Below are 19,118 nucleotides of genomic sequence, written 5' to 3'. Positions count from 1 at the left end.
GTGTCGGTCAGGAGGACCGAGAGTAAGGATAGCCTAACCAATATGTGAGGGATTCTTCAGGCGGAGGCGAGCCTCTCGACGGTGCGCAGATTCCGGGTCGTCGTGGTGGAGCGGTAGGCGGCGCGGGCCAGGACCTTCGCGGCGGGGGTGTCGGTCGACGAGCCGCGCGGGCAGCGCCAGTAGAGGACTCCGGCGCCGCGCTGCAGGAGGTCGACGGGGCTCTCGCCGACCGCCTCGAGCACGGCGTCGAGGGCGGCGTCGCTCGAGCCGAAGACGACGTACGGATGCGCGACCTCGTCGATCCGCTCGAACGGGTACGCGCGGGCCACCGCGGCGAGCGCCGCCTGCTCGATCAGCACGATCCAGGCGTCGTAGCCGAAGCGCTCGCCGAGGGCGGCCTCGAGCGCGGGCTTCAGCTCGGCGGGGGCGCGGTCGGAGTCGAAGGCGGCGTTGCCGCTCGCGAGGACGGTCCGGACCCGGGCGACCCCGATGCTCTCGACGACCGCGGCCAGATCCGCGCTGCGGACGGTGCGGCCGTTGACGTTCACTCCGCGCAGCAGCGCCAGGTAGCGGGACATGCCGCGACGGTAGCGTGACGGCATGGTGCTGGGAAGCGGACGACGACGCGCGGAGCCGACGCTCGAGGACGCGATCCTCCGGCAGAGCGCGCGGGGGCCCGGGGCGCGCACGCGTGCCGAGCCGACGCCTCCCTCCGGCCGCCACCTCGTGCTGCCCGAGACCTCGGGCACGGTGCTCGCGATCGACGTCGACGCGCTCGTCGCGCTCGCGGCGCAGGAGGACCTCCTCGTCGCGCTGGAGCGGCGGGCGGGTTCGTTCGCCGTCGCCGCGACTCCGCTGCTCTCGTGGTGGTCGGCCGTCGGGACGGTGCCCGACGAGGCCGGGGAGCGGCGGATCGACGCGGCGGCGCTCGCCGCGGTCGCGATCGGACCGGGGCCCGGTCCGGACGTCGACACCCGGCTGCGGGCGCTCGCCGCCGCCGGGGATCTGGACGCGCTGGCATCGGCTCTCGCGCTGCTCGCGCGGGTGCCGGATCCGCCCGCGGCGTTCCAGGATCCGGAGGGGTTCCTCCGGGTGATCGCGCCGGAGTCGCCGTTCGAGCGGCGCCTGCGGGTTCTGTCGCGCGTCGAGGCGCCGGCGGAGGAGCTGCTGCTGGCGCTGCGGGACTGCGCGTTCACGGCGACGCTGCCCCGGCGGCGCGCGGCGATCGCGGCGGAGGCGGCGCGGATCCGGGCGGCGGACGGGTCGGCGCGAGTGGAGGAGCTGGCCGTCGCGGTGGACGCGGCGCTCGAGAAGCGGTGGGGCGTGGTCTGAGGCGCGGGTCGCCTCCGGCTCGCGGGAGCACGCTCGGCTCGCGGGAACCGCCGGATCCGACGAGCCGAACGCGATCCGACGAGTCGGAGGTGGTGCGCGGCCGCCGAGCGGACCCGCAGGCCGGGTGAATAGGCTGGACGGATGTCCCTCCCCGGTCTCGAATTCCGCCACTTCCCCGCCGCCCTGACCGCCGAGGGCGACCCCGACGCCGCCACGGCCGCCTGGGGCGCCGCGATCAACGCGGGGTTCCACGAGAAGGAGTACACGCCCGCGCAGTGGCGCGACTGGGCCGAGCACATGGTCGCCGACCAGCGCTTCCTGACCGCGGTGCACGACTCCTCCTCGCCCGACGGCCTCGACGGAGCGGCGGTGCCCGTCGCGACGTACGCCGCGTTCCCCGGCACCCTGCAGGTCGGCCGCGGGCGCACCCTCGACGCGCACCTCGTCTCGCAGGTCACCGTGCGGGCCACCCACCGGCGCCGCGGGATCCTGCGCGCGATGATCACCGACGACCTCGATCGCGCCCGCGAGTCGGGAGCCGCCGTCGCGCTGCTCACCGCGAGCGAGGCGTCGATCTACCGCCGCTTCGGCTTCGGCCGCTCGGCCTTCACGCGCTCGATCCGCGTCGACACCGGGCCGCGCTTCGCCCTGCAGGCCGAGCCGTCCGGCCGCGTCGAGGTCGTCACGACCGCGTGGCTGCAGTCGCACGCGGAGGAGGTCTTCGCCGCCTTCCACGCGCGCACCCCCGGCTCGATCACGCGGCAGTCGCGCGCGGCGGGCAACGCGGTGGGCCAGGAGACGGGCGAGACCGAGCCCGGCCGCTCCGTCCGCTCGGCGGTGCACCTCGACTCCGACGGCGTGCTCGACGGCTACGTCACCTACCGCGCCACGGGTCCGGACGACGACGACCGCACGCTCGCCGTCGTCGACCTCGTCGCGGCGACCGAGGACGCGTACCTCGGACTCTGGGGCTTCCTCGGCGCCGTCGACCTCGCCTCGACCGTGACGTGGGACATGGCTCCGCTGGACGACCCGCTGACCTGGGCGCTGCGCGACGCGCGCGTGGTGCAGGTCACCACCGTCGGCGACCTCATCTGGACCCGCGTGCTCGACGTGGCCGCGGCGTTCGGCGCACGGCCCTGGACGAGCGACGGCGAGCTGGTGGTCGCGGTCCGCGACGCGCTCGGACTCGTCGACGGCGGCTACCGCATCACGGTCGAGGGCGGGGAGGGGCGCGTCGAGCGCACCGAGGACGCCCCGGTGCTCGAACTCGACGTCGCCGACCTCGGAACGCTGCTGCTGGGCTCGGCCCGCCCCTCGACGCTCGCGCGAGCCGGAGCCGTGGTGCTGGCTCCCGAGGACCGCGAGCGGGTCGACCGCTTCTTCGCGCCCGTCGCCGAGCCGTACTGCATCTCGTTCTTCTGATCCGGTCGGGCGATCGCAGGCGCTCCGACCGCTGATCCGACCGCGTGCTCCGACCGCTGATCCGGTCGGCGGATCGCCGGCGCTCCGACCCCTCGGAGCGGCACAGCGACGCCTCAGAACCACGGAACGGCCGCGATCCCCTCGACCTGCTCGCGGAGCCTTCGATCTGCGGGCCTCGCGACTCGCAGGCTCCTCCGGGCGTCCGCGCATGCGGCGTCGGTCATGCTGGAGGACCCCCAACCAGGAGGTCCGTGTGGGCGCATCCGTGATCGTCGACGTCATCGTCGTGCTGAGCCTGATCGGCGCGCTCGTCGACGGACTGCGCCGCGGGTTCCTCCGCACCGCCGGAGGGCTCGCGGGCATCGTCGCCGGCGCGATCGGCGCCTCCTTCGCCGTGCCCGCCGTCTCGAGCTGGGCCGCGGGGAGCGAGTGGCGGCTGCTGGCCGTCATCGGCACCGCGGTGCTGTGCCTGGGCCTGGGCTACGCGATCGGCGCGTCGATCGGCGCCGCGTTCAGCCGCGGAGCCGACAGGGTGAAGCTCGGCCTGCTCGACCGGCTGGCCGGAGGAGTCGCCGGAGTGGCGATCTCGGCCCTCGTCTGGATCGCGATCACCTCGGCCGTCTCACTGCTGGGCGTGCCGCTCGTGACCACCTCCGTCGCGGGCTCCACCGTCATCCGCACCATCGACGACCTGACTCCCAGTCCGGTCCGCGGGTTCCTCGCGCAGCTGCAGTCGACCGTGGTCGACGAGGGCACCTCGTGGATCGTCGAGGCCATCGACGGGCCGACGCAGGCGCCCCGCATCCCGGACGTGGCGACCGACGACCCCGAGGTCGCGACGGCGTCCGACTCCGTCGTGCGCGTCTCGGGCACGGCCTGGGCCTGCGACGTGGGCGTGACCGGCAGCGGCTTCGTCGTCGCGGACGACCGCGTGATCACCAACGCGCACGTGGTCGCGGGGGTGACGGAGCCGGTGGTCGAGGCTCCCGGAGAGCCTCCGCGCACCGGCCGGGTCGTCTACGTCGACGCCGCCGCCGATCTGGCGGTCGTCGCGGTCGACGGACTCTCGGCCGCACCGCTCCCGCTCGACGACGCGGTCGCCGCGGGCGACGCCGCGGTGGTCGCCGGCTACCCCTTCGGCGGGCCGCTGACTCTGGGATCGGCCCAGGTCTCCTCCGACTCCACGGTCTCGCTGATGGTCGACGGCGCGCCGACCTCGCGCGAGGTGCTCACCCTCGCCGCGGTCGTCAACCAGGGCAACTCCGGCGGTCCTCTGCTGTCGCTCGAGGGCACGGTCTCGGGAGTGGTCTTCGGCAAGGCGGCCTCGGTCGACAACGTCGGCTACGCGATCCCGCTCTCGGTGCTGTCGCCGGTCGCGGCGCAGGCGCCCTCCCTGAGTGCGGCGGTCGACCCGGGAGCCTGCGTCTCGCGCTGAGGCGGCGACGAGGGCGGGTCGCGCCGGTCCGAGTCAGTCGAGCGGTCCGCGCGTGATCACGAGCTCGACGTCGTCCAGCCGCAGCACCTCGTCGGCCGCTCCCCGTCCCGCGAGGTACTCCTCGACCTCGGGGACGACCGGGAATCGCGCCGACTCCTGGATCGCGATCGCGACGACGCCCTCCGAGTCCGGATCGGTCGTGAAGCGGTCGCCGAGGTACGGCGCGTACACGCCCGACGACATGCCCTGCACCAGGACCAGCCCCTCGTCGAGTCCGCGCTCGCGCAGCGCGTCGGCGACGAGCGCGACTCCGCTCGGCCGCTCCTGCAGCACGCCGACGGAGCCGACCGCCGCGATCACCGCGGACGCCGCCACGAGGAGCAGGGCGATCGGGCGCGCGACGCGGCGCGGGAGGACGACCCCGCCACGCAGGGCCTCGGCGACGCCCACTCCGGCGATCGCGCAGAGCAGCCAGGCCCACGCCGCGTAGTAGTGCGGCAGCGCGACCGAGCTGATCAGCAGGTGGAACACGAGCAGCAGCGCCGTCGCCGAGCCGAGGTAGAGGACGAGTGCGCGCCGCTCCGGAGCCAGGAGCGCGAGGACGCCGCCGGCGATCAGCACGGCGAGCGCCGCGGGACCGAGGCCGACCGCCGTGAACCAGAGGTTCGCCCACCAGGGCGGGAACAGGTAGGCGCCGCCCGCCACGTCGATGAGGTGCCCGTCGGCGTTGTGCTCGGACTGGAACTCGACGAGGTACCGGATCGCCTCGACGGGATGCACGGGCAGGTAGGCGAGCACGGCGGCCGCGACGAACGCGGCCGAGAAGCCGGCTGCTCCGATCAGCGCGCGGCGCAGGCTCCTGCTGCCGACCATCAGCAGCGGGATCAGGATCACCGGCGCGAGGACCAGCGTGGTGAGCTTCGACGTGACCGAGAGGGCGAGCAGGGCGCCGGCGAGCGGCATCAGCCACGGGCGCGGACGGATGGCGTCGCGACGGGCCCACGCCCAGGCCGCGGCCATCGCGGCCACGGCGAACAGGATCATGAACGGCTCGAGCAGCGCGAAGCGGTCGATGCGGCTGACGCCCGTCGGGGTCGTGCGCGGGAACAGGAGGAAGAGGCCCGCCGGGATCAGGGCGAGCACGGGTCCGAGCTCGCGCTTCAGCCAGAACCAGAGGATCGCGCCGGTCAGGAACGTCGCGGCTCCGGCGGCGAGGCGTCCCGCGACGAGGCCCTCGCCGAGGAGGAGCTGCGCGAGGCCGAGGACGTACTTGGCCGTCGGCGGGTGCTCGAGGTTCGCGCTGACGTCGCCGTGCAGGTACTCCCAGCCGGCCGAGAGGTAGACGGGCTCGTCCGAGCTGATGTTCGCCGCGCCGACGTTGCCGAAGCACTGCAGCAGTCCCCACAGGGCGGTCACGAGGAGAGCCGCCCACTTCATCCGGCGATCCTATGCGGCCCCGAGGACTCTGCGGCCCCGAGCGCAACCCTCGGGCGGGCCGAGGGCGGCCGGTAGGATCGTCGCGCATCCCCCGCCCCCTCTCCAGGAGCCTCGAGCACATGGCACAGAGCCGCATCGCCGTCCCCGACACCACCGCGAACGCGGAGGCGACTCCCGAGAAGGAGCAGCCGTACGCGGCCCTCGGCCTCAAGCCCGACGAGTACGCGAGCATCCGCGAGATCCTCGGCCGGCGCCCCACCAGCGGCGAGCTGGCGATGTACTCGGTGATGTGGAGCGAGCACTGCTCGTACAAGTCGTCGAAGATGTACCTCCGCCAGTTCGGGCAGAAGGTCTCGCCCGCCATGAAGAAGAACCTCATGGTCGGCATGGGCGAGAACGCCGGAGTGGTCGACGTCGGCGAGGGCTGGGCCGTCACGTTCAAGATCGAGAGCCACAACCACCCGAGCTACATCGAGCCGTTCCAGGGCGCGGCGACCGGAGTGGGCGGCATCGTCCGCGACATCATCTCGATGGGCGCGCGGCCCGTCGCGGTCATGGACGCCCTGCGCTTCGGAGCGATCGACGACCCCGACACGGCGCGCGTCGTGCACGGCGTGGTCGCCGGCATCTCCTTCTACGGCAACTGCCTCGGCCTGCCGAACATCGGCGGCGAGACCTACTTCGACTCCGTCTACCAGGGCAACCCGCTCGTGAACGCGCTCGCGGTCGGAGTGCTGCGCCACGAGGACCTGCACCTCGCGAACGCCCGCGGTGTCGGCAACAAGGTCGTGCTCTTCGGGGCGCGCACGGGCGGCGACGGCATCGGCGGCGCGTCGATCCTCGCCTCCGACACCTTCGCCGACGGCGGCCCGACCAAGCGCCCGGCCGTCCAGGTCGGCGACCCGTTCGCCGAGAAGGTGCTCATCGAGTGCTGCCTCGAGCTGTTCCGCGGGGACCTCGTCGAGGGCATCCAGGACCTCGGCGCGGCCGGCATCTCGTGCGCGACCTCCGAGCTCGCCTCCAACGGCGACGGCGGCATGTTCATCGAGCTCGACTCCGTACTGCTGCGCGACCCCTCGCTCACGGCCGAGGAGATCCTCATGTCGGAGTCGCAGGAGCGCATGATGGCGGTCGTGACGCCCGAGAAGCTCGACGCCTTCCTCGAGGTCGTCGGCAAGTGGGACGTCGAGACCAGCGTGCTCGGCGAGGTCACCGACTCCGGCCGCCTGATCATCAACTGGCACGGCGAGGAGATCGTCAACGTCGACCCCCGCACCGTCGCGGTCGACGGCCCGGTCTACGAGCGCCCCCTCGAGTACCCGGCCTGGCTCGACGCGCTGCAGGCCGACTCGTCCTCGCGCCTGCCGCGGAAGACGTCCGGTGACGGGCTGCGCGCCGAGACGCTCGCACTGCTGGGCTCGGCGAACCTCGCCGACAAGAGCTGGATCACCTCGCAGTACGACCGCTACGTGCTCGGCAACACGGCCCTCAGCTACCCCGACGACGGCGGCATGGTCCGCGTCGACGAGGAGTCGGGCCTCGGCTTCGCCGTCGCGACCGACGCCAACGGCCGCTGGTGCCAGCTCGACCCGGCGCAGGGCGCCCGTCTCGCCCTGGCCGAGGCGTACCGCAACGTCGCCGTCACCGGCGCCTCCCCCGCCGCCGTCTCGGACTGCCTCAACTTCGGCAGCCCCGAGAACCCCGAGGTCATGTGGCAGTTCCGGGAGGCGGTCACCGCCCTCGCCGACGCGTGCCTCGAGCTCGAGATCCCCGTCACGGGCGGCAACGTCTCGTTTTACAACCAGACCGGCGACGTGCCGATCTTCCCGACGCCGGTCGTCGGCGTGCTCGGCGTGATCGACGACGTCGCGCGCCGCATCCCGTCGGGCTGGCAGGACGAGGGCGACAACGTCTACCTCCTGGGCACGACCCGCGACGAGCTCGACGGCTCGGCCTGGGCCGGCACCGTGCACGACCACCTCGGCGGGCTGCCGCCCGAGCTGGACCTCGGCCAGGAGAAGGCCCTCGCCGAGCTGATCGCGGCGGGCGCTCGGGAGTCGCTCATCGCCTCCGCGCACGACCTCGCCGACGGCGGACTCGTGGTCGCCGTCGCCGAGTCGGCCCTGCGCTTCGGCGTGGGCGTGCGCATCTGGCTCGACGAGCTGATGGAGCGCGACGGGGTCGACGCGACCGCGGCGCTCTTCTCGGAGTCGACCGGCCGCGTGCTGGTGTCGGTGCCGCGCGAGGACGACGTGAAGTTCCGCGGGCTGTGCGAGGGGCGCGGCTACCCCGTGCTGCGCATCGGCGTGACGGATGCGGCGACTCCGGCCGTCGAGGTGCAGGGTCTGTTCTCGCTGCCGCTCGAGGAGCTGCGCGCGGTGAACGGCGCGGTGCTGCCGAAGCACTTCGGCTGAGGCTCCGCGCCGCTTCTGGCGAGTGGAGGCGCGCGCGGGGGCTGCTGCCGCCCGCGCACTGTCCAGAAGTCGTCGTACTGGGCCTCGAGTACGACGACTTCGGAGGATTCGACAGTCCTGACCGCGCAGACCGTATCAGCGGGCGCGCTTCGCCAGAAGTTGCGGTGAGCGCGCGCGCTTCCCGCAACTTCTGAGGATTCGACGGGGCGGGGAAGCTGCCGCACGGCGCGCTTCCTCAGAAGTTGCGGTGAGGGCGCACGGTTACCGCAACTTCTGGAGAGTCGGTCCACCCGAGGGGGGTGCTGCGCCCGCCCACTGTGCAGAAGTTGTCGTAGTGGCCCTCGAGTACGACGACTTCTGAGGAGTCGACGCGTCCGGGAGGCCGATGCCCGGCGTGCCTCCTCGAAAGTTGCGGTGAGGGCTCACACTCACCGCAACTTCTGGAGGAGGGCGGCGGCCGTCGAGGACGGGTTCCGTCATTACGGAATTCTTGCAATAGTGGAGGCATGACCTCCAGGGACCTCGGCGCCGAGCTCGATGCTCTGCGCGCGCGACTCGACCGGATCGAAGCGAGCGGAGTCGTCGCCGCCCCTCGGGACGCGCCGAACGACGACCCCCTGTGGGCCCTCACCGCACTCCGCGAGCGGCTCTCCCCACCGGGCGGAGTCGTCTTCGCCGGCTCCGTCGGCACCCCCGCGGGCCCCGTGGAGTGGCAGTACGGGCTCACCACCGACGCGTTCTTCGAGCGCGACTGGGGCGCGAGCCCCGGGCCCACCGCCCTCGCGGCGCTCGGCAGCCCGGTGCGCCTGCGCTTCCTCCAGGCGATCGCCGGCGGAGTCGAGACCGTCGCGCAGCTCGCCGAGAGCGAGGGCGCGGGGACGACCGGGCAGATCTACCACCACGTCAACCAGCTCGTCGCCGCGGGCTGGCTCGAGGCCCGCGGGCGCGGCCGCTACGGCATCCCGCCCGAGCGCCTCGTCCCCCTGCTCGTGATCCTGCTCGCCTCCGGAGGCCCCGGATGACCCGCACGCGCACCGCCGGCACCCGCACCCGCACCCTCGTCGTCGCCGCCTCCGCGGCCGTCGCCGTCCTCACCGCCGGCGTGCTCCTGCGCCCGCCGACGCCGTCCCTCTCACCCGAGACCACGGGAGACGCCGAGCTCACGACCTGGATCGCCGATCACCTCGGCGACGGCGCGCGCGACCAGCTCGTCGCCGCTGTCGTCACTCCCGACGGGGTGCGCTTCGCCGGGTTCGGGGCCGACGAGAGCACCGAGGTCGAGATCGGCTCCGTCACCAAGACCATGACCGCGCTGCTGCTCGCGCAGAGCGCCGCCTCCGGAACCGTCTCCCTCGAGGACCGCGCCGCCGATCACGCCGACGTCGGCGGCCTCCCCGCGACGCTCGAGGAGCTCGCGACACACCGCTCCGGCCTGCCGAGGCTCCCGAGCGACGCCGGCGTGCTCGTGCGGTCGGTGCTGTCGCAGCTGCGCGGCACCGATCCCTACGCGGGCTACTCCGCCGACGACGTCCTGCGCCACGCGGCCGGTGCCACGCGCGGCGACGGCACCGTCCTCTACTCCAACCTCGGGCCGGCCGTCCTCGGGCAGGTGCTCGCCCGGGCCGAGGGCGCCGCGTACTCCGATCTCGTGCAGGAGCGGATCCTCGCCCCGCTCGGCATGACCGCCAGCCGCGTCCCCATGACGGCGGACGGCCTCGGACCCGACGCTCCCACCGGGTACTCCGCGACCGGCCGCGCCGTGGACGCGTGGGCGATGGAGGGCTACGCGCCGGCGGGAGGCGTCCGCTCGACCGCCGCCGACATGGCGCGCTACGCGCAGGCGCTGCTCACCGGCGATCCGGCGCTCGGAGTGCCGGCCGCCGAGGTGCTCGCGCCGCGGCACGAGGCGGGCGATCTGGGCCGCATCGGCCTCGCGTGGCTCACCGCCGAGCGCGAGGACGGCGGCGAGACGACCTGGCACAACGGAGGGACCGCCGGCTACTCCACGATGCTCGCGATGGACCGCGAGCGCGGCGTCGCGGTCTTCGTGAACGGCAACACCGCCGCCTCGGTCGACGAGCTCGGTAGGAACCTGCTCGTCCACGTGCTGGAGGAGGAGTCGTGATCGTTCCCACGCTCGTCGCGCTCGCCATCGGAGTCTGGGTCGTCGGACGCACCGCTCTCGCCCTGCTCCCGGCGCCCCGATCCGGGAAGCTGCTCGCCCGCGACCGGCTCCGCGTGCTCTCGCACCTGATCGACTCCGTCGCCGTGCTGGCCCTCGTGCGCGTCTTCGCCGACTGGGGCGCCGTGACGCTCGCGCCCTGGTTCCTGCTGATCGCGCTCACGGCGGCGGCCGCGGCGGGGGCCGCCCTGCGGTGGGAGTCGCTGCCCTGGCTCGAGGAGGGCGCCCGGGTCCGTCGCCGCAGCGCCGGGCTCGCGGCCTCCGCGGTGCTCACCGCGGCCCTGATCGGCCTCGTCGCGGTCTGAACCGGAGCGCGAGGACCGCTACTCCGCCTGCTCGGGCAGGGGATCGGGCTCGGGGTTGTCGAGCACCGCGCCGTTCTGGTCGCCGACGCTCAGGACGGTCGACGGGCTGAGGTTGAGGGTGTCGCCGCCGAAGAGGCTGTCGATGCTCACGCCGTCGCGGCGCACCGAGTTCAGCGCGTCGAGGAAGTCGGTGCTGACGCAGAAGCGGTCGGCGATCTGCGCGCTGATGTCGCCGGCGGCGACGAGGTAGGAGGCGGGGGTGCCGTCGCCCGCGGTGGTGACGGCTCCCGTGGCACCGGTCCGCGATCCGCGGTCGCGCACGAACTCGATGTCGACGCCGCCGATCGTGCCGGCCTCGGCCGCGTCGACGTAGGCGATCTCGCACGGTCCCGTCGAGGGGAGCGGAGTCGATCCACCCGGGACGACCGACACGGGCGCCGGCGTGAGGACGGCGCTCGGGACGGGGCGCGGGCCCTCCGGCTCGGAAGCCGGCTCGGAAGTGGACGCGGAAGCGGAGGCGGATCCGGAGGCGGACCCGGAGCTCGACCCGGCCGGCGCGCTCGCGACGGGCGCTGCCGCGGTGCAGCCCGACAGTCCCGCCACCAGGAGGGTCGAGGAGAGGGCGATCAGGATGCGCTGGGTCGTCGTCTGCCGTGCCACTCGGCGACTCTAACCCGCGGGGGCCGGAGCACCGCTCCCCCGCACCGGGGCGCATTGACCTCCGCCGTCGATGGCACCCATGACGAGCCCCTGTTGGACACGGCGGTCCGCGAGGCGTTGGCTGGGAGCATGAAGTACACGCATCTCGGCCGCACCGGCCTGTCCGTCTCCCGCGCCGTCCTCGGCACCATGAACTTCGGCCCCGAGACCAGCGAGCCCGACTCGTTCGCGATCATGGACCGCGCGCAGGAGCTGGGCGTGAACTTCTTCGACACCGCGAACGTCTACGGCGGGGAGGCGAACCGCGGCGGCACCGAGGAGATCGTGGGCCGCTGGTTCGCACAGGGCGGCGAGCGCCGCGAGCGCACCGTCCTGGCGACCAAGGTCTACGGCGACATGGAGCAGTACGCGGCGCCCGGCGCCGAGCGCGGACGGGACTCCTGGCCCAACGGCGGCCGCCTCTCGGCGCTCAGCATCCGCCGGGCCCTCGACGACAGCCTGCGCCGCCTGCAGACCGACCACATCGACCTGTACCAGTTCCACCACGTCGACCGCACGACGCCGTGGGACGAGATCTGGCAGGCGATGGAGGTCGCCGTGCAGCAGGGCAAGGTCCTCTACGTCGGGTCCAGCAACTTCGCCGGCTGGCACATCGCGCAGGCGCAGGAGGCGGCCCGGTCGCGGCACTTCACCGGTCTCGCCTCGGAGCAGTCGATCTACAACCTGCTCACCCGCGACATCGAGCGCGAGGTGCTGCCCGCCGCGCTGCACTACGGGCTCGGCGTGATCCCCTGGTCGCCGCTGCAGGGCGGCCTGCTCGGCGGCGTGATCGAGAAGACGGAGTCGGGCAGCCGCCGCAACGCCGGCCGCGCCGCGGAGGCGATCGAGAAGAACCGGCCGGCGCTCGAGCAGTACGAGGCCTTCGCCCGCGAGCGCGGTGTCGCTCCCGGCGAGCTGGCGCTCGCGTGGCTCCTGCACCAGCCCGCGGTGACCGGTCCGATCACCGGGCCGCGCACCCTGGAGCAGCTCGAGAGCGCGGTCGCGGCCGTCGACGTCTCGCTCGACTCCGACGACCTGGCCCGCCTCGACGAGATCTTCCCCGGGCACCGCACGGCTCCCGAGGACTACGCCTGGTGACCCCCGTCTCCCCACTCCCCCACGACTCCCCCACGAACGAAGAGGACTCATGAAGCAGCGCACACTCGGCGACGTCTCCGTCGGCGCGATCGGCCTCGGCGGCATGCCGATGTCGATCGAGGGCCGACCCGACCGCGAGCGGTCGATCGCCACGATCCACGCCGCGCTCGACGCCGGCGTCACCCTGATCGACACCGCCGACGCCTATCACCAGGGCGGTGACGGAGACCTCGGCCACAACGAGCTGCTGATCGCCGAGGCGCTGCGGAGCTACGGCGGCGGCACCTCCGGGGTGCTGGTCGCCACCAAGGGCGGGCACCTGCGCCCCGAGCCGGGCGTCTGGACGCAGGACGGACGTCCCGAGCACCTGAAGGAGGCGGCCCGCGCCTCCGCGCAGCGCCTCGGAGTCGAGGCGATCGACCTGTACCAGTACCACCGGCCCGACCCGGAGGTGCCCTACGCCGACGCGATCGGCGCGCTCGTCGAGCTGCTCGACGAGGGAGTCATCCTGCGCGCCGGCATCTCGAACGCCGACCCGGCGCAGATCCGCGAGGCGCACGCGATCCTCGGTGACCGCCTCGTCTCGGTGCAGAACCAGTTCTCGCCGTCGTTCCGCTCGAGCGAGCCGGAACTGGAGCTCTGCGCGGAGCTGGGCATCGCGTTCCTGCCGTGGAGCCCGCTCGGCGGCATCTCCTCGGCGGCCGACCTGGGCTCGCGCTACTCCGCGTTCGCCACCGTCGCCGAGACGCACGGAGTCTCGCCGCAGGTGGTCTGCCTGGCGTGGGAGCTGGCGAAGGCCCCCGTCGTGCTGCCGATCCCGGGCGCCTCGCGTCCCGAGAGCATCCGCGACTCGGCCACGGCGGCCGACCTGGAGCTGACCCCGGAGGAACTCGCGTCGCTCGACTGAGCGACCGGCGGCGGCAGGTCTCGATACGCCCCTCCGGGGCTACTCGACCGGCAGGGACGCCCTTGCTGATCGAGTAGCCCGCGCAGCGGGCGTATCGAGATCCACCAGCGCCGGACCGCCTCCCGCGACTACTCGACCGGCACCGCGGACGGCGCGGGCAGTGCCGCCACGAAGGCGCGCGCCGCGGCCGTCGCCCGCTCCGGCACCGCCACCATCGTGCGCCAGACGAGCAGCGGATCCTCGAGCGGCACGGCGGTCAGCGCGCCCGGCCGCTTCTGGGCGAAGTGCGCCGGCACCACCGCCACGCCCATCCCGTACTCGACCAGGTCGAGCAGCGTGTGCACGTCGTTCACCTCGAGCTCGACCTCGAACGGCACCCCGTTCTCGGCGAAGGCCCGCGCGGCCAGGTGGCTCGCTCCCCAGTGGTCCTGCAGCCCCACGATCGTCTCGCCGACGAGGTCGGGCACGCGGCAGGAGACGCGGTCGGCGAGCGGATGATCGGGGTGCGCGAGCACCGCGAAGCCCTCGCTCGCGAGCGGGAGCGTTCGGACGCCCGCGGGCGTCGCTCCGATGTCGGCGACCAGCGCCAGGTCGAGCCGACCGGCGGCCACCGCCTCGAGCAGCGCGCCGGATCCGTCGTGCGTCAGCCGCAGCGCCACTCCGGGATGCTCTCCGCGGAAGGTCGCGAGTTCGCGCGGCAGGTGCACGCCGCCCAGGCACTCCTCGGTGCCCACCGCGAGGCTGCCCCGCAGCACGCCCTGCACCGCGCGCACGGCGTCGCGGGCGGCGAGCGCGCTGGCGACCGAGCGCTCCGACTCCTCGAGCATCGCGTGGCCGGCGGGCGTCAGCTCCACGCGCCTGGTGCTGCGGGTGAACAGCGGGCTGCCGAGCTCGCTCTCGAGCGCGCGGATGGAGGCCGACAGGCCCGACTGCGAGATCTGCAGCGCGCTCGCGGCGCGGGTGAAGTGCTGCTCCTTCGCCACGGCGAGGAAGTGTTCGAGCTGACGCAGTTCCATGGGTCCATCTTCGCCGCGCGCGGGCGCCGCCGGGGACCCGGGGCTCAGACGGGCGTCGAAACCGCGATCACGACCCCTGTGAGGGAGGACCGGAGCCGCTCCAGCGCCTCGCCGTCGGAGTCGCCGTCGAGGATCGACTGCTTCACCGCGTCCTCGTACGTCGCCAGCACCAGCCGCACGGCCGAGGTCGGCTCGAGGGCGAACGTCCGGCCCACCTCCTGCAGCGCGGATCCGATGATCTCGACGAGGGAGGCGTCGAAGCGCGCCCGGAAGCCGCTGTACCGCGGCGCGATCGCGGGATCGCGCAGGGCGAGCAGCTCGAACTCGGACTGCACCAGGCACCACCGGCGATCGTCGTCGAAGGGACCGTGCAGGAAGTCGAGGACGACCGCGCCGAGCGCCTCCCCGGTCAGCGGCTCGCCGCCGAGCTTGGGGATCGTGCGGCCCATCTGCTCGACGAGGCCGGCGAGCCGGAGGCCGTTCTCGCGCTCCATCAGCGCGAAGAACAGCTCTTCCTTGCTCGAGAAGTTCGAGTAGAACGCGCCGCGCGTGAAGCCGGCCCGCTCCGACACCTGCTCGACCGACGCGGTGTGCACGCCGGTCTCGGCGAAGACGTCGTAGGCGGCGTCGAGGAGGCGCTCGCGGGTGCGGCCGCGTCGCGACGACTGCTCGGGTGAGTCGACCACCGTCATAGCTGGGTCCCCTCCCGGAAACGTCAAGAGCATTGAGCGGGATCACTGTATCGGATACGTTGCTGTATCGGATACATTCGTGTATCGGGTACACCGTCGTATCGTCCTCCTCCCCCTCGATCATCAGGAGACCGCGTGTCGTCGCTGCTCTACCGACTCGGGCGATGGGTCTACCAGACCCACCGGCTCGTCGCCGTCCTCTGGCTCGCCGTCGTCGTGCTCGCGGGAGGCGGCGCCGTGCTGCTGAACCAGGGCACCGACAACAGCTTCTCGATCCCGGGCACCGAGTCGCAGACCGCGCTCGACCAGCTCGAGCGCACGTTCCCGCAGGCCAGCGGCACGTCCGCCCGCTACGTGGTGGTCGCGCCCGACGGCGGCAGCGTCGACGACGCGGACATCACCGGCCCCGTGGCCGACGCCGTCGCCGCACTCGGCGACATCGAGGGCGTCGCGGCCGTCACCGATCCCTACTCCGACACCGTCGAGGGCACGATCTCGGACGAGGGGAACGCTCTCGTCATCACCGCGCAGATGGACGGCTCCGCCACCACGACCTCGGTCGAGTCGCGCGACGCACTGAAGGCCGAGGCCACGGCGCTCGAGGACGCGCTGCCCGCCGGCTCCGTCGTCTCGCTCGGCGGCGACCTCTTCTCGCAGAACCTGCCCGGAGTGACGATCACCGAGGCAATCGGCCTCATCGTCGCGCTGGTGGTCCTCGTCCTCACCTTCGGCTCCTTCCTGGCCGCCGGCATGCCGCTGGTGACCGCTCTGCTCGGCGTCGCCCTCTCGATGTCGGCCATCTTCATCGCGACCCGGTTCGCGTCGATCTCGTCGACGACTCCGCTGCTCGCCCTGATGCTCGGGCTCGCCGTCGGCATCGACTACGCCCTCTTCATCATCAGCCGCCACCAGGACCAGCTGAAGCAGGGCATGCACCCGGAGGAGTCGACCGCCCGCTCGGTCGCGACCGCCGGCTCCGCGGTCGTCTTCGCCGGCCTGACCGTGATCATCGCCCTCGTCGGCCTCTCGGTCGCCAACATCCCGTTCCTGACGACCATGGGCATCGCCGCGGCGGGCGGAGTGGCGATCGCGGTGGTCATCGCGCTCACCCTCACTCCGGCTCTGCTCGGCTTCGCCGGCGAGCGCCTGCGCCCGAAGGAGCGCCGCGCCAAGAAGAAGGCGGCCGCCGCGAAGCAGGTCGCCGGCGCCCACGCCGACCCCGAGGTCGAGCCCGACACCGCCCCCGCCTCGCCGGGCACGCACGTGCACGCCGAGGTCCCGCGCGGCTTCTTCCGCGGCTGGGTCCGTGCCGTCACCCGCTTCCCGATCGTCACGATCATCGCCGTGATCGGCGTGCTCGGAGTCGCGAGCATCCCCGCGCTGAGCCTGCGGCTCGCGCTGCCCGACGCCGGCTACCAGGCCGAGGGCACGCCCGCCCGCGACACCTACGACCTCCTCGCCGAGAACTTCGGCGACGGCTACAACGGTCCGCTCATCGTCACGGGCACCATCATCGGCTCGACCGACCCGCTCGGCCTCATGGCCGATCTCAAGACCGAGATCGAGGGCCTGGACGGCGTCGCCTCCGTGCCGCTCGCCACGCCGAACGAGACCGCCGACACCGGGATCATCCAGGTGATCCCCGAGGGCGGCCCCGACTCGGAGGAGACCAAGGCGCTGGTCGCCGAGATCCGCGACAAGCACGACTACTTCCAGGAGGAGTACGGCGTCGACCTCGCCGTGACCGGCCAGACCGCGGTCGGCATCGACATCTCGGACACGCTGGCGAACGCCCTGCTGCCGTTCGGCATCCTGGTCGTCGGCCTCTCCCTGGTCCTGCTGACGATGGTGTTCCGCTCGCTCTGGGTGCCGTTGAAGGCGACGCTGGGCTACCTGCTCTCGGTGGGCGCCTCGTTCGGCGCGGTCGCCGCGGTCTTCGAGTGGGGCTGGTTCGCCGACGCCCTGCACGTCGACAAGACGGGCCCGATCATCAGCTTCATGCCGATCATCCTGATGGGCGTGCTGTTCGGCCTCGCGATGGACTACGAGGTCTTCCTCGTCTCGCGGATGCGCGAGGACTACGTGCACGGCCGCTCGGCGCGCGCGGCGGTCGAGTCGGGCTTCGTCGGCTCGGCGAAGGTCGTCACCGCGGCCGCGATCATCATGTTCTCGGTCTTCGCCGCGTTCGTCCCCGAGGGCGACACCAACATCAAGCCGATCGCGCTGGGCCTGGCGGTGGGCGTGTTCGTCGACGCGTTCATCGTGCGGATGACGCTGGTCCCGGCGGTCCTGCACCTGCTCGGCGACCGCGCGTGGCACATGCCCCGCTGGCTCGACCGCATCCTCCCGTCCTTCGACGTGGAGGGCGAGGGCCTGACGAAGGAGCTCGCGCTCGCCGACTGGCCGGAGCCCGGAGCGACCGACGCGATCACCGCCGAGGGCCTCTCGCTCGACGGGCCCGACGGACCGCTCTACCGCGACGTCGCCGTGCGGGTGCCCGCCGGCGCCGCGCTCGTGGTGCACGGCCCGCACCGCTCGGGCCGCACCGCCCTGCTGCTGACCCTCGCGGGCCGGCTGGCGCCCGACTCCGGACGCCTCAAGGTCGACGGGCTCGTCGTGCCGATCCGCGCCTCCGCGGTGCGCGGCCGGGTCGGGCTCGTGCGCCTGGCCGGGGCCGCCGATCCGGTCGAGGAGGTGCGCGCGGCGCTCTCGACGCACCCGGCGCTCCTCGTGCTCGACGACGTCGACACGGTCACCGACCCGCGGCTGCGCGACGACCTGCGGGCCGAGCTCGACGGAGCCCGGGCCCACGCGCTCGAGCACGAGCGCCCGTTCACCGTCGTCGCCTCCGCCGTCGAGCCCGACGCGCTCGACGACCTCCTCCCCTCCGACCGCGACGTGCGCGCGGTCTCGACTGCGGCACCCGACCGCGCGATCGCAAAGGTCCTCTGACAGATGGCTCGCTTCTCCCTCGAGCGCCCCCGGGGCGTCACGAAGGTGTCCTGGTTCACCCTCCTCGGGATCGTCCTGGTCCCCCTCGCCATCGGCGGGCTGCTCGTCTGGGCCCTCTGGGACCCGACCCAGCGCCTCGACCAGGTCACGGCCGCGGTCGTGAACGAGGACACTCCCGTCGAGCTCAACGGGCAGACCGTGCCGCTCGGGCGCCAGCTCGCGGCCGGGCTCGTGACCGGAGGGACGGAGGAGTCGACTCCCTCGCCCTCCGCGTCCGCGACTCCCGCGCCCAACGTCTCCGGCTCCGACTCCACCTCGAACTTCACCTGGGTGCTCACCGACAAGGATGACGCGGCCGAGGGCCTGGCCGACGGCTCCTACGCGACCGTCGTGACCATCCCCTCCAACTTCTCGGCCGCGGCCACGTCGTACGCGGGCGACGCCGCCGAGGCGACCAAGGCCACGATCGACATCGCCACCAGCGACAAGGCCAAGCTCGTCGACGACGCCATCTCGGCGACCGTCACGAGCACCGCGACCTCGCTCCTGAACACGCAGCTGACCACCTCGTACCTCGAGAACGTCTACGTCGGTTTCAACACGCTGAACGAGCAGATCGGGCAGGCGGCGGAGGGCGCGGGCACCCTCGCCGACGGAGCGACCGAGCTCGGCACGGGCGCGTCCTCGCTCGCCGACGGCACCAGCTCCCTCGCCGACGGCATCGACGAGCTGGCGACCGGCGCGTCGTCGCTGTCCGGCGGAGTCGCGCAGCTCGGCACGGGCGCGTCCTCCCTCTCCAGCGGCGTCGCGCAGCTGGGCACGGGCGCGTCCGATCTGTCGGGCGGAGTCGCGCAGCTCGCCACGGGCGCGCGCGACTCGGCGACCGGTGCGGCGCAGCTCGGCACCGGAGCGGCCGCCGTCGCCGACGGGCTCGACCAGCTGAGCGCGAGCACCGTCGCGATCGGCGAGAGCACGCAGCAGATCGCGACGCTCTCGGGCGGAGCCGCGCAGTCGACCGCGGGCACCTTCGCGGCGCTGCAGCAGGCGCTGGCCGGCTGCGAGACTCCGCAGTGCCTGGCCGCGAGCGGCATCGTCGCGAACGCGCTGACCGCTCCCGACGGCCCGGTCGTGCTGACCGCGACCGCCGCCGGAGCGACGCAGGCGCTCGACGCCGGCATCCGCATCGGCAGCCCGGCGGCGGCGGATCCCGCTCCGGTCGCGAGC

Annotated in this window: 16 protein-coding genes; 11 read left to right on the top strand and 5 right to left on the bottom strand. The window is 73.2% G+C overall.

The annotated features are described in order from the left end of the window. Positions 1-56 precede the first annotated feature (56 nt). Positions 57-578: a DUF1697 domain-containing protein gene (locus NB037_RS08400; RefSeq protein ID WP_251945065.1), complete on the bottom strand. Its 522-nt coding sequence runs from the start codon at positions 576-578 to the stop codon at positions 57-59. A 22-nt stretch (positions 579-600) separates the two neighbouring features. Between NB037_RS08400 and NB037_RS08395 the strand changes: the two genes are divergently transcribed. From NB037_RS08395 to NB037_RS08385, 3 genes are all read left to right on the top strand, one after another. After that, positions 601-1,332: a DUF2254 family protein gene (locus NB037_RS08395; protein WP_251945063.1), complete on the top strand. Its 732-nt coding sequence runs from the start codon at positions 601-603 to the stop codon at positions 1,330-1,332. Positions 1,333-1,473: 141 nt separating this feature from the next. Next, positions 1,474-2,757, top strand: a complete 1,284-nt coding sequence (locus NB037_RS08390; RefSeq protein ID WP_251945061.1) for a GNAT family N-acetyltransferase — start codon at positions 1,474-1,476, stop codon at positions 2,755-2,757. Between the two features lie 253 nt (positions 2,758-3,010). Beyond that, positions 3,011-4,192: a MarP family serine protease gene (locus NB037_RS08385; RefSeq protein ID WP_251945059.1), complete on the top strand. Its 1,182-nt coding sequence runs from the start codon at positions 3,011-3,013 to the stop codon at positions 4,190-4,192. A gap of 33 nt (positions 4,193-4,225) precedes the next feature. Here NB037_RS08385 and NB037_RS08380 read toward each other — a convergent pair whose 3' ends face one another. Continuing rightward, positions 4,226-5,629 (bottom strand): ArnT family glycosyltransferase, encoded by a 1,404-nt coding sequence (locus tag NB037_RS08380; RefSeq protein ID WP_251945057.1) that lies wholly within the window; start codon positions 5,627-5,629, stop codon positions 4,226-4,228. 119 nt (positions 5,630-5,748) lie between these two features. On the opposite strand from NB037_RS08380, the gene purL reads away from it, so the two are divergent. From purL to NB037_RS08360, 4 genes are all read left to right on the top strand, one after another. Beyond that, positions 5,749-8,043, top strand: a complete 2,295-nt coding sequence (gene purL, locus NB037_RS08375; RefSeq protein ID WP_251945055.1) for a phosphoribosylformylglycinamidine synthase subunit PurL — start codon at positions 5,749-5,751, stop codon at positions 8,041-8,043. Between the two features lie 506 nt (positions 8,044-8,549). Next, a complete protein-coding gene (locus NB037_RS08370) occupies positions 8,550-9,065 on the top strand; it encodes a winged helix-turn-helix domain-containing protein (RefSeq protein ID WP_251945053.1) in 516 nt (171 codons plus the stop codon). Next, positions 9,062-10,168: a serine hydrolase domain-containing protein gene (locus NB037_RS08365; RefSeq protein ID WP_251945051.1), complete on the top strand. Its 1,107-nt coding sequence runs from the start codon at positions 9,062-9,064 to the stop codon at positions 10,166-10,168. Before NB037_RS08370 ends, NB037_RS08365 begins: the two co-directional genes overlap by 4 nt. Next, the gene (locus NB037_RS08360) at positions 10,165-10,530 is read left to right on the top strand and encodes a hypothetical protein (RefSeq protein ID WP_251945049.1); all 366 of its coding nucleotides are present in this window, start codon (positions 10,165-10,167) and stop codon (positions 10,528-10,530) included. The genes NB037_RS08365 and NB037_RS08360 overlap by 4 nt, the downstream gene beginning before the upstream one ends. An 18-nt stretch (positions 10,531-10,548) precedes the next feature. On the opposite strand, the gene NB037_RS08355 is transcribed toward NB037_RS08360, so the two are convergent. Beyond that, positions 10,549-11,190 carry a hypothetical protein gene (locus NB037_RS08355; RefSeq protein WP_251945047.1) on the bottom strand — a complete coding sequence of 214 codons (642 nt, stop codon included), beginning with the start codon at positions 11,188-11,190 and terminating at the stop codon, positions 10,549-10,551. 129 nt (positions 11,191-11,319) lie between these two features. On the opposite strand from NB037_RS08355, the gene NB037_RS08350 reads away from it, so the two are divergent. Both NB037_RS08350 and NB037_RS08345 read left to right on the top strand, forming a co-directional pair. Next, a complete protein-coding gene (locus NB037_RS08350) occupies positions 11,320-12,327 on the top strand; it encodes an aldo/keto reductase (RefSeq protein ID WP_251945046.1) in 1,008 nt (335 codons plus the stop codon). A gap of 49 nt (positions 12,328-12,376) precedes the next feature. Continuing rightward, the gene (locus NB037_RS08345; protein WP_251945045.1) at positions 12,377-13,234 is read left to right on the top strand and encodes an aldo/keto reductase; all 858 of its coding nucleotides are present in this window, start codon (positions 12,377-12,379) and stop codon (positions 13,232-13,234) included. Positions 13,235-13,362: 128 nt separating this feature from the next. Here the strand turns inward: NB037_RS08345 and NB037_RS08340 are convergent, their stop codons facing one another. Then, on the bottom strand, positions 13,363-14,250 hold the full coding sequence (locus tag NB037_RS08340; RefSeq protein WP_251945044.1) for a LysR family transcriptional regulator: 888 nt from the start codon (positions 14,248-14,250) through the stop codon (positions 13,363-13,365). A 44-nt stretch (positions 14,251-14,294) separates the two neighbouring features. Beyond that, entirely contained in the window at positions 14,295-14,942 is a 648-nt protein-coding gene (locus NB037_RS08335) for a TetR/AcrR family transcriptional regulator (protein WP_251945043.1), read from the bottom strand. Between the two features lie 135 nt (positions 14,943-15,077). Between NB037_RS08335 and NB037_RS08330 the strand changes: the two genes are divergently transcribed. Both NB037_RS08330 and NB037_RS08325 read left to right on the top strand, forming a co-directional pair. After that, a complete protein-coding gene (locus NB037_RS08330) occupies positions 15,078-17,894 on the top strand; it encodes an MMPL family transporter (protein ID WP_251945042.1) in 2,817 nt (938 codons plus the stop codon). 3 nt (positions 17,895-17,897) lie between these two features. Further along, on the top strand, positions 17,898-19,118 hold a 1,221-nt coding region (locus tag NB037_RS08325; protein WP_251945041.1), incomplete at its 3' end, for an ABC transporter permease.

The organism is Rathayibacter rubneri, assembly GCF_023743255.1.
GTDB lineage: Bacteria > Actinomycetota > Actinomycetes > Actinomycetales > Microbacteriaceae > Rathayibacter > Rathayibacter rubneri.
The sequence above is the reverse complement of the archived record's forward strand: the minus strand, read 5'-3'. Positions and strand labels throughout refer to the sequence as shown.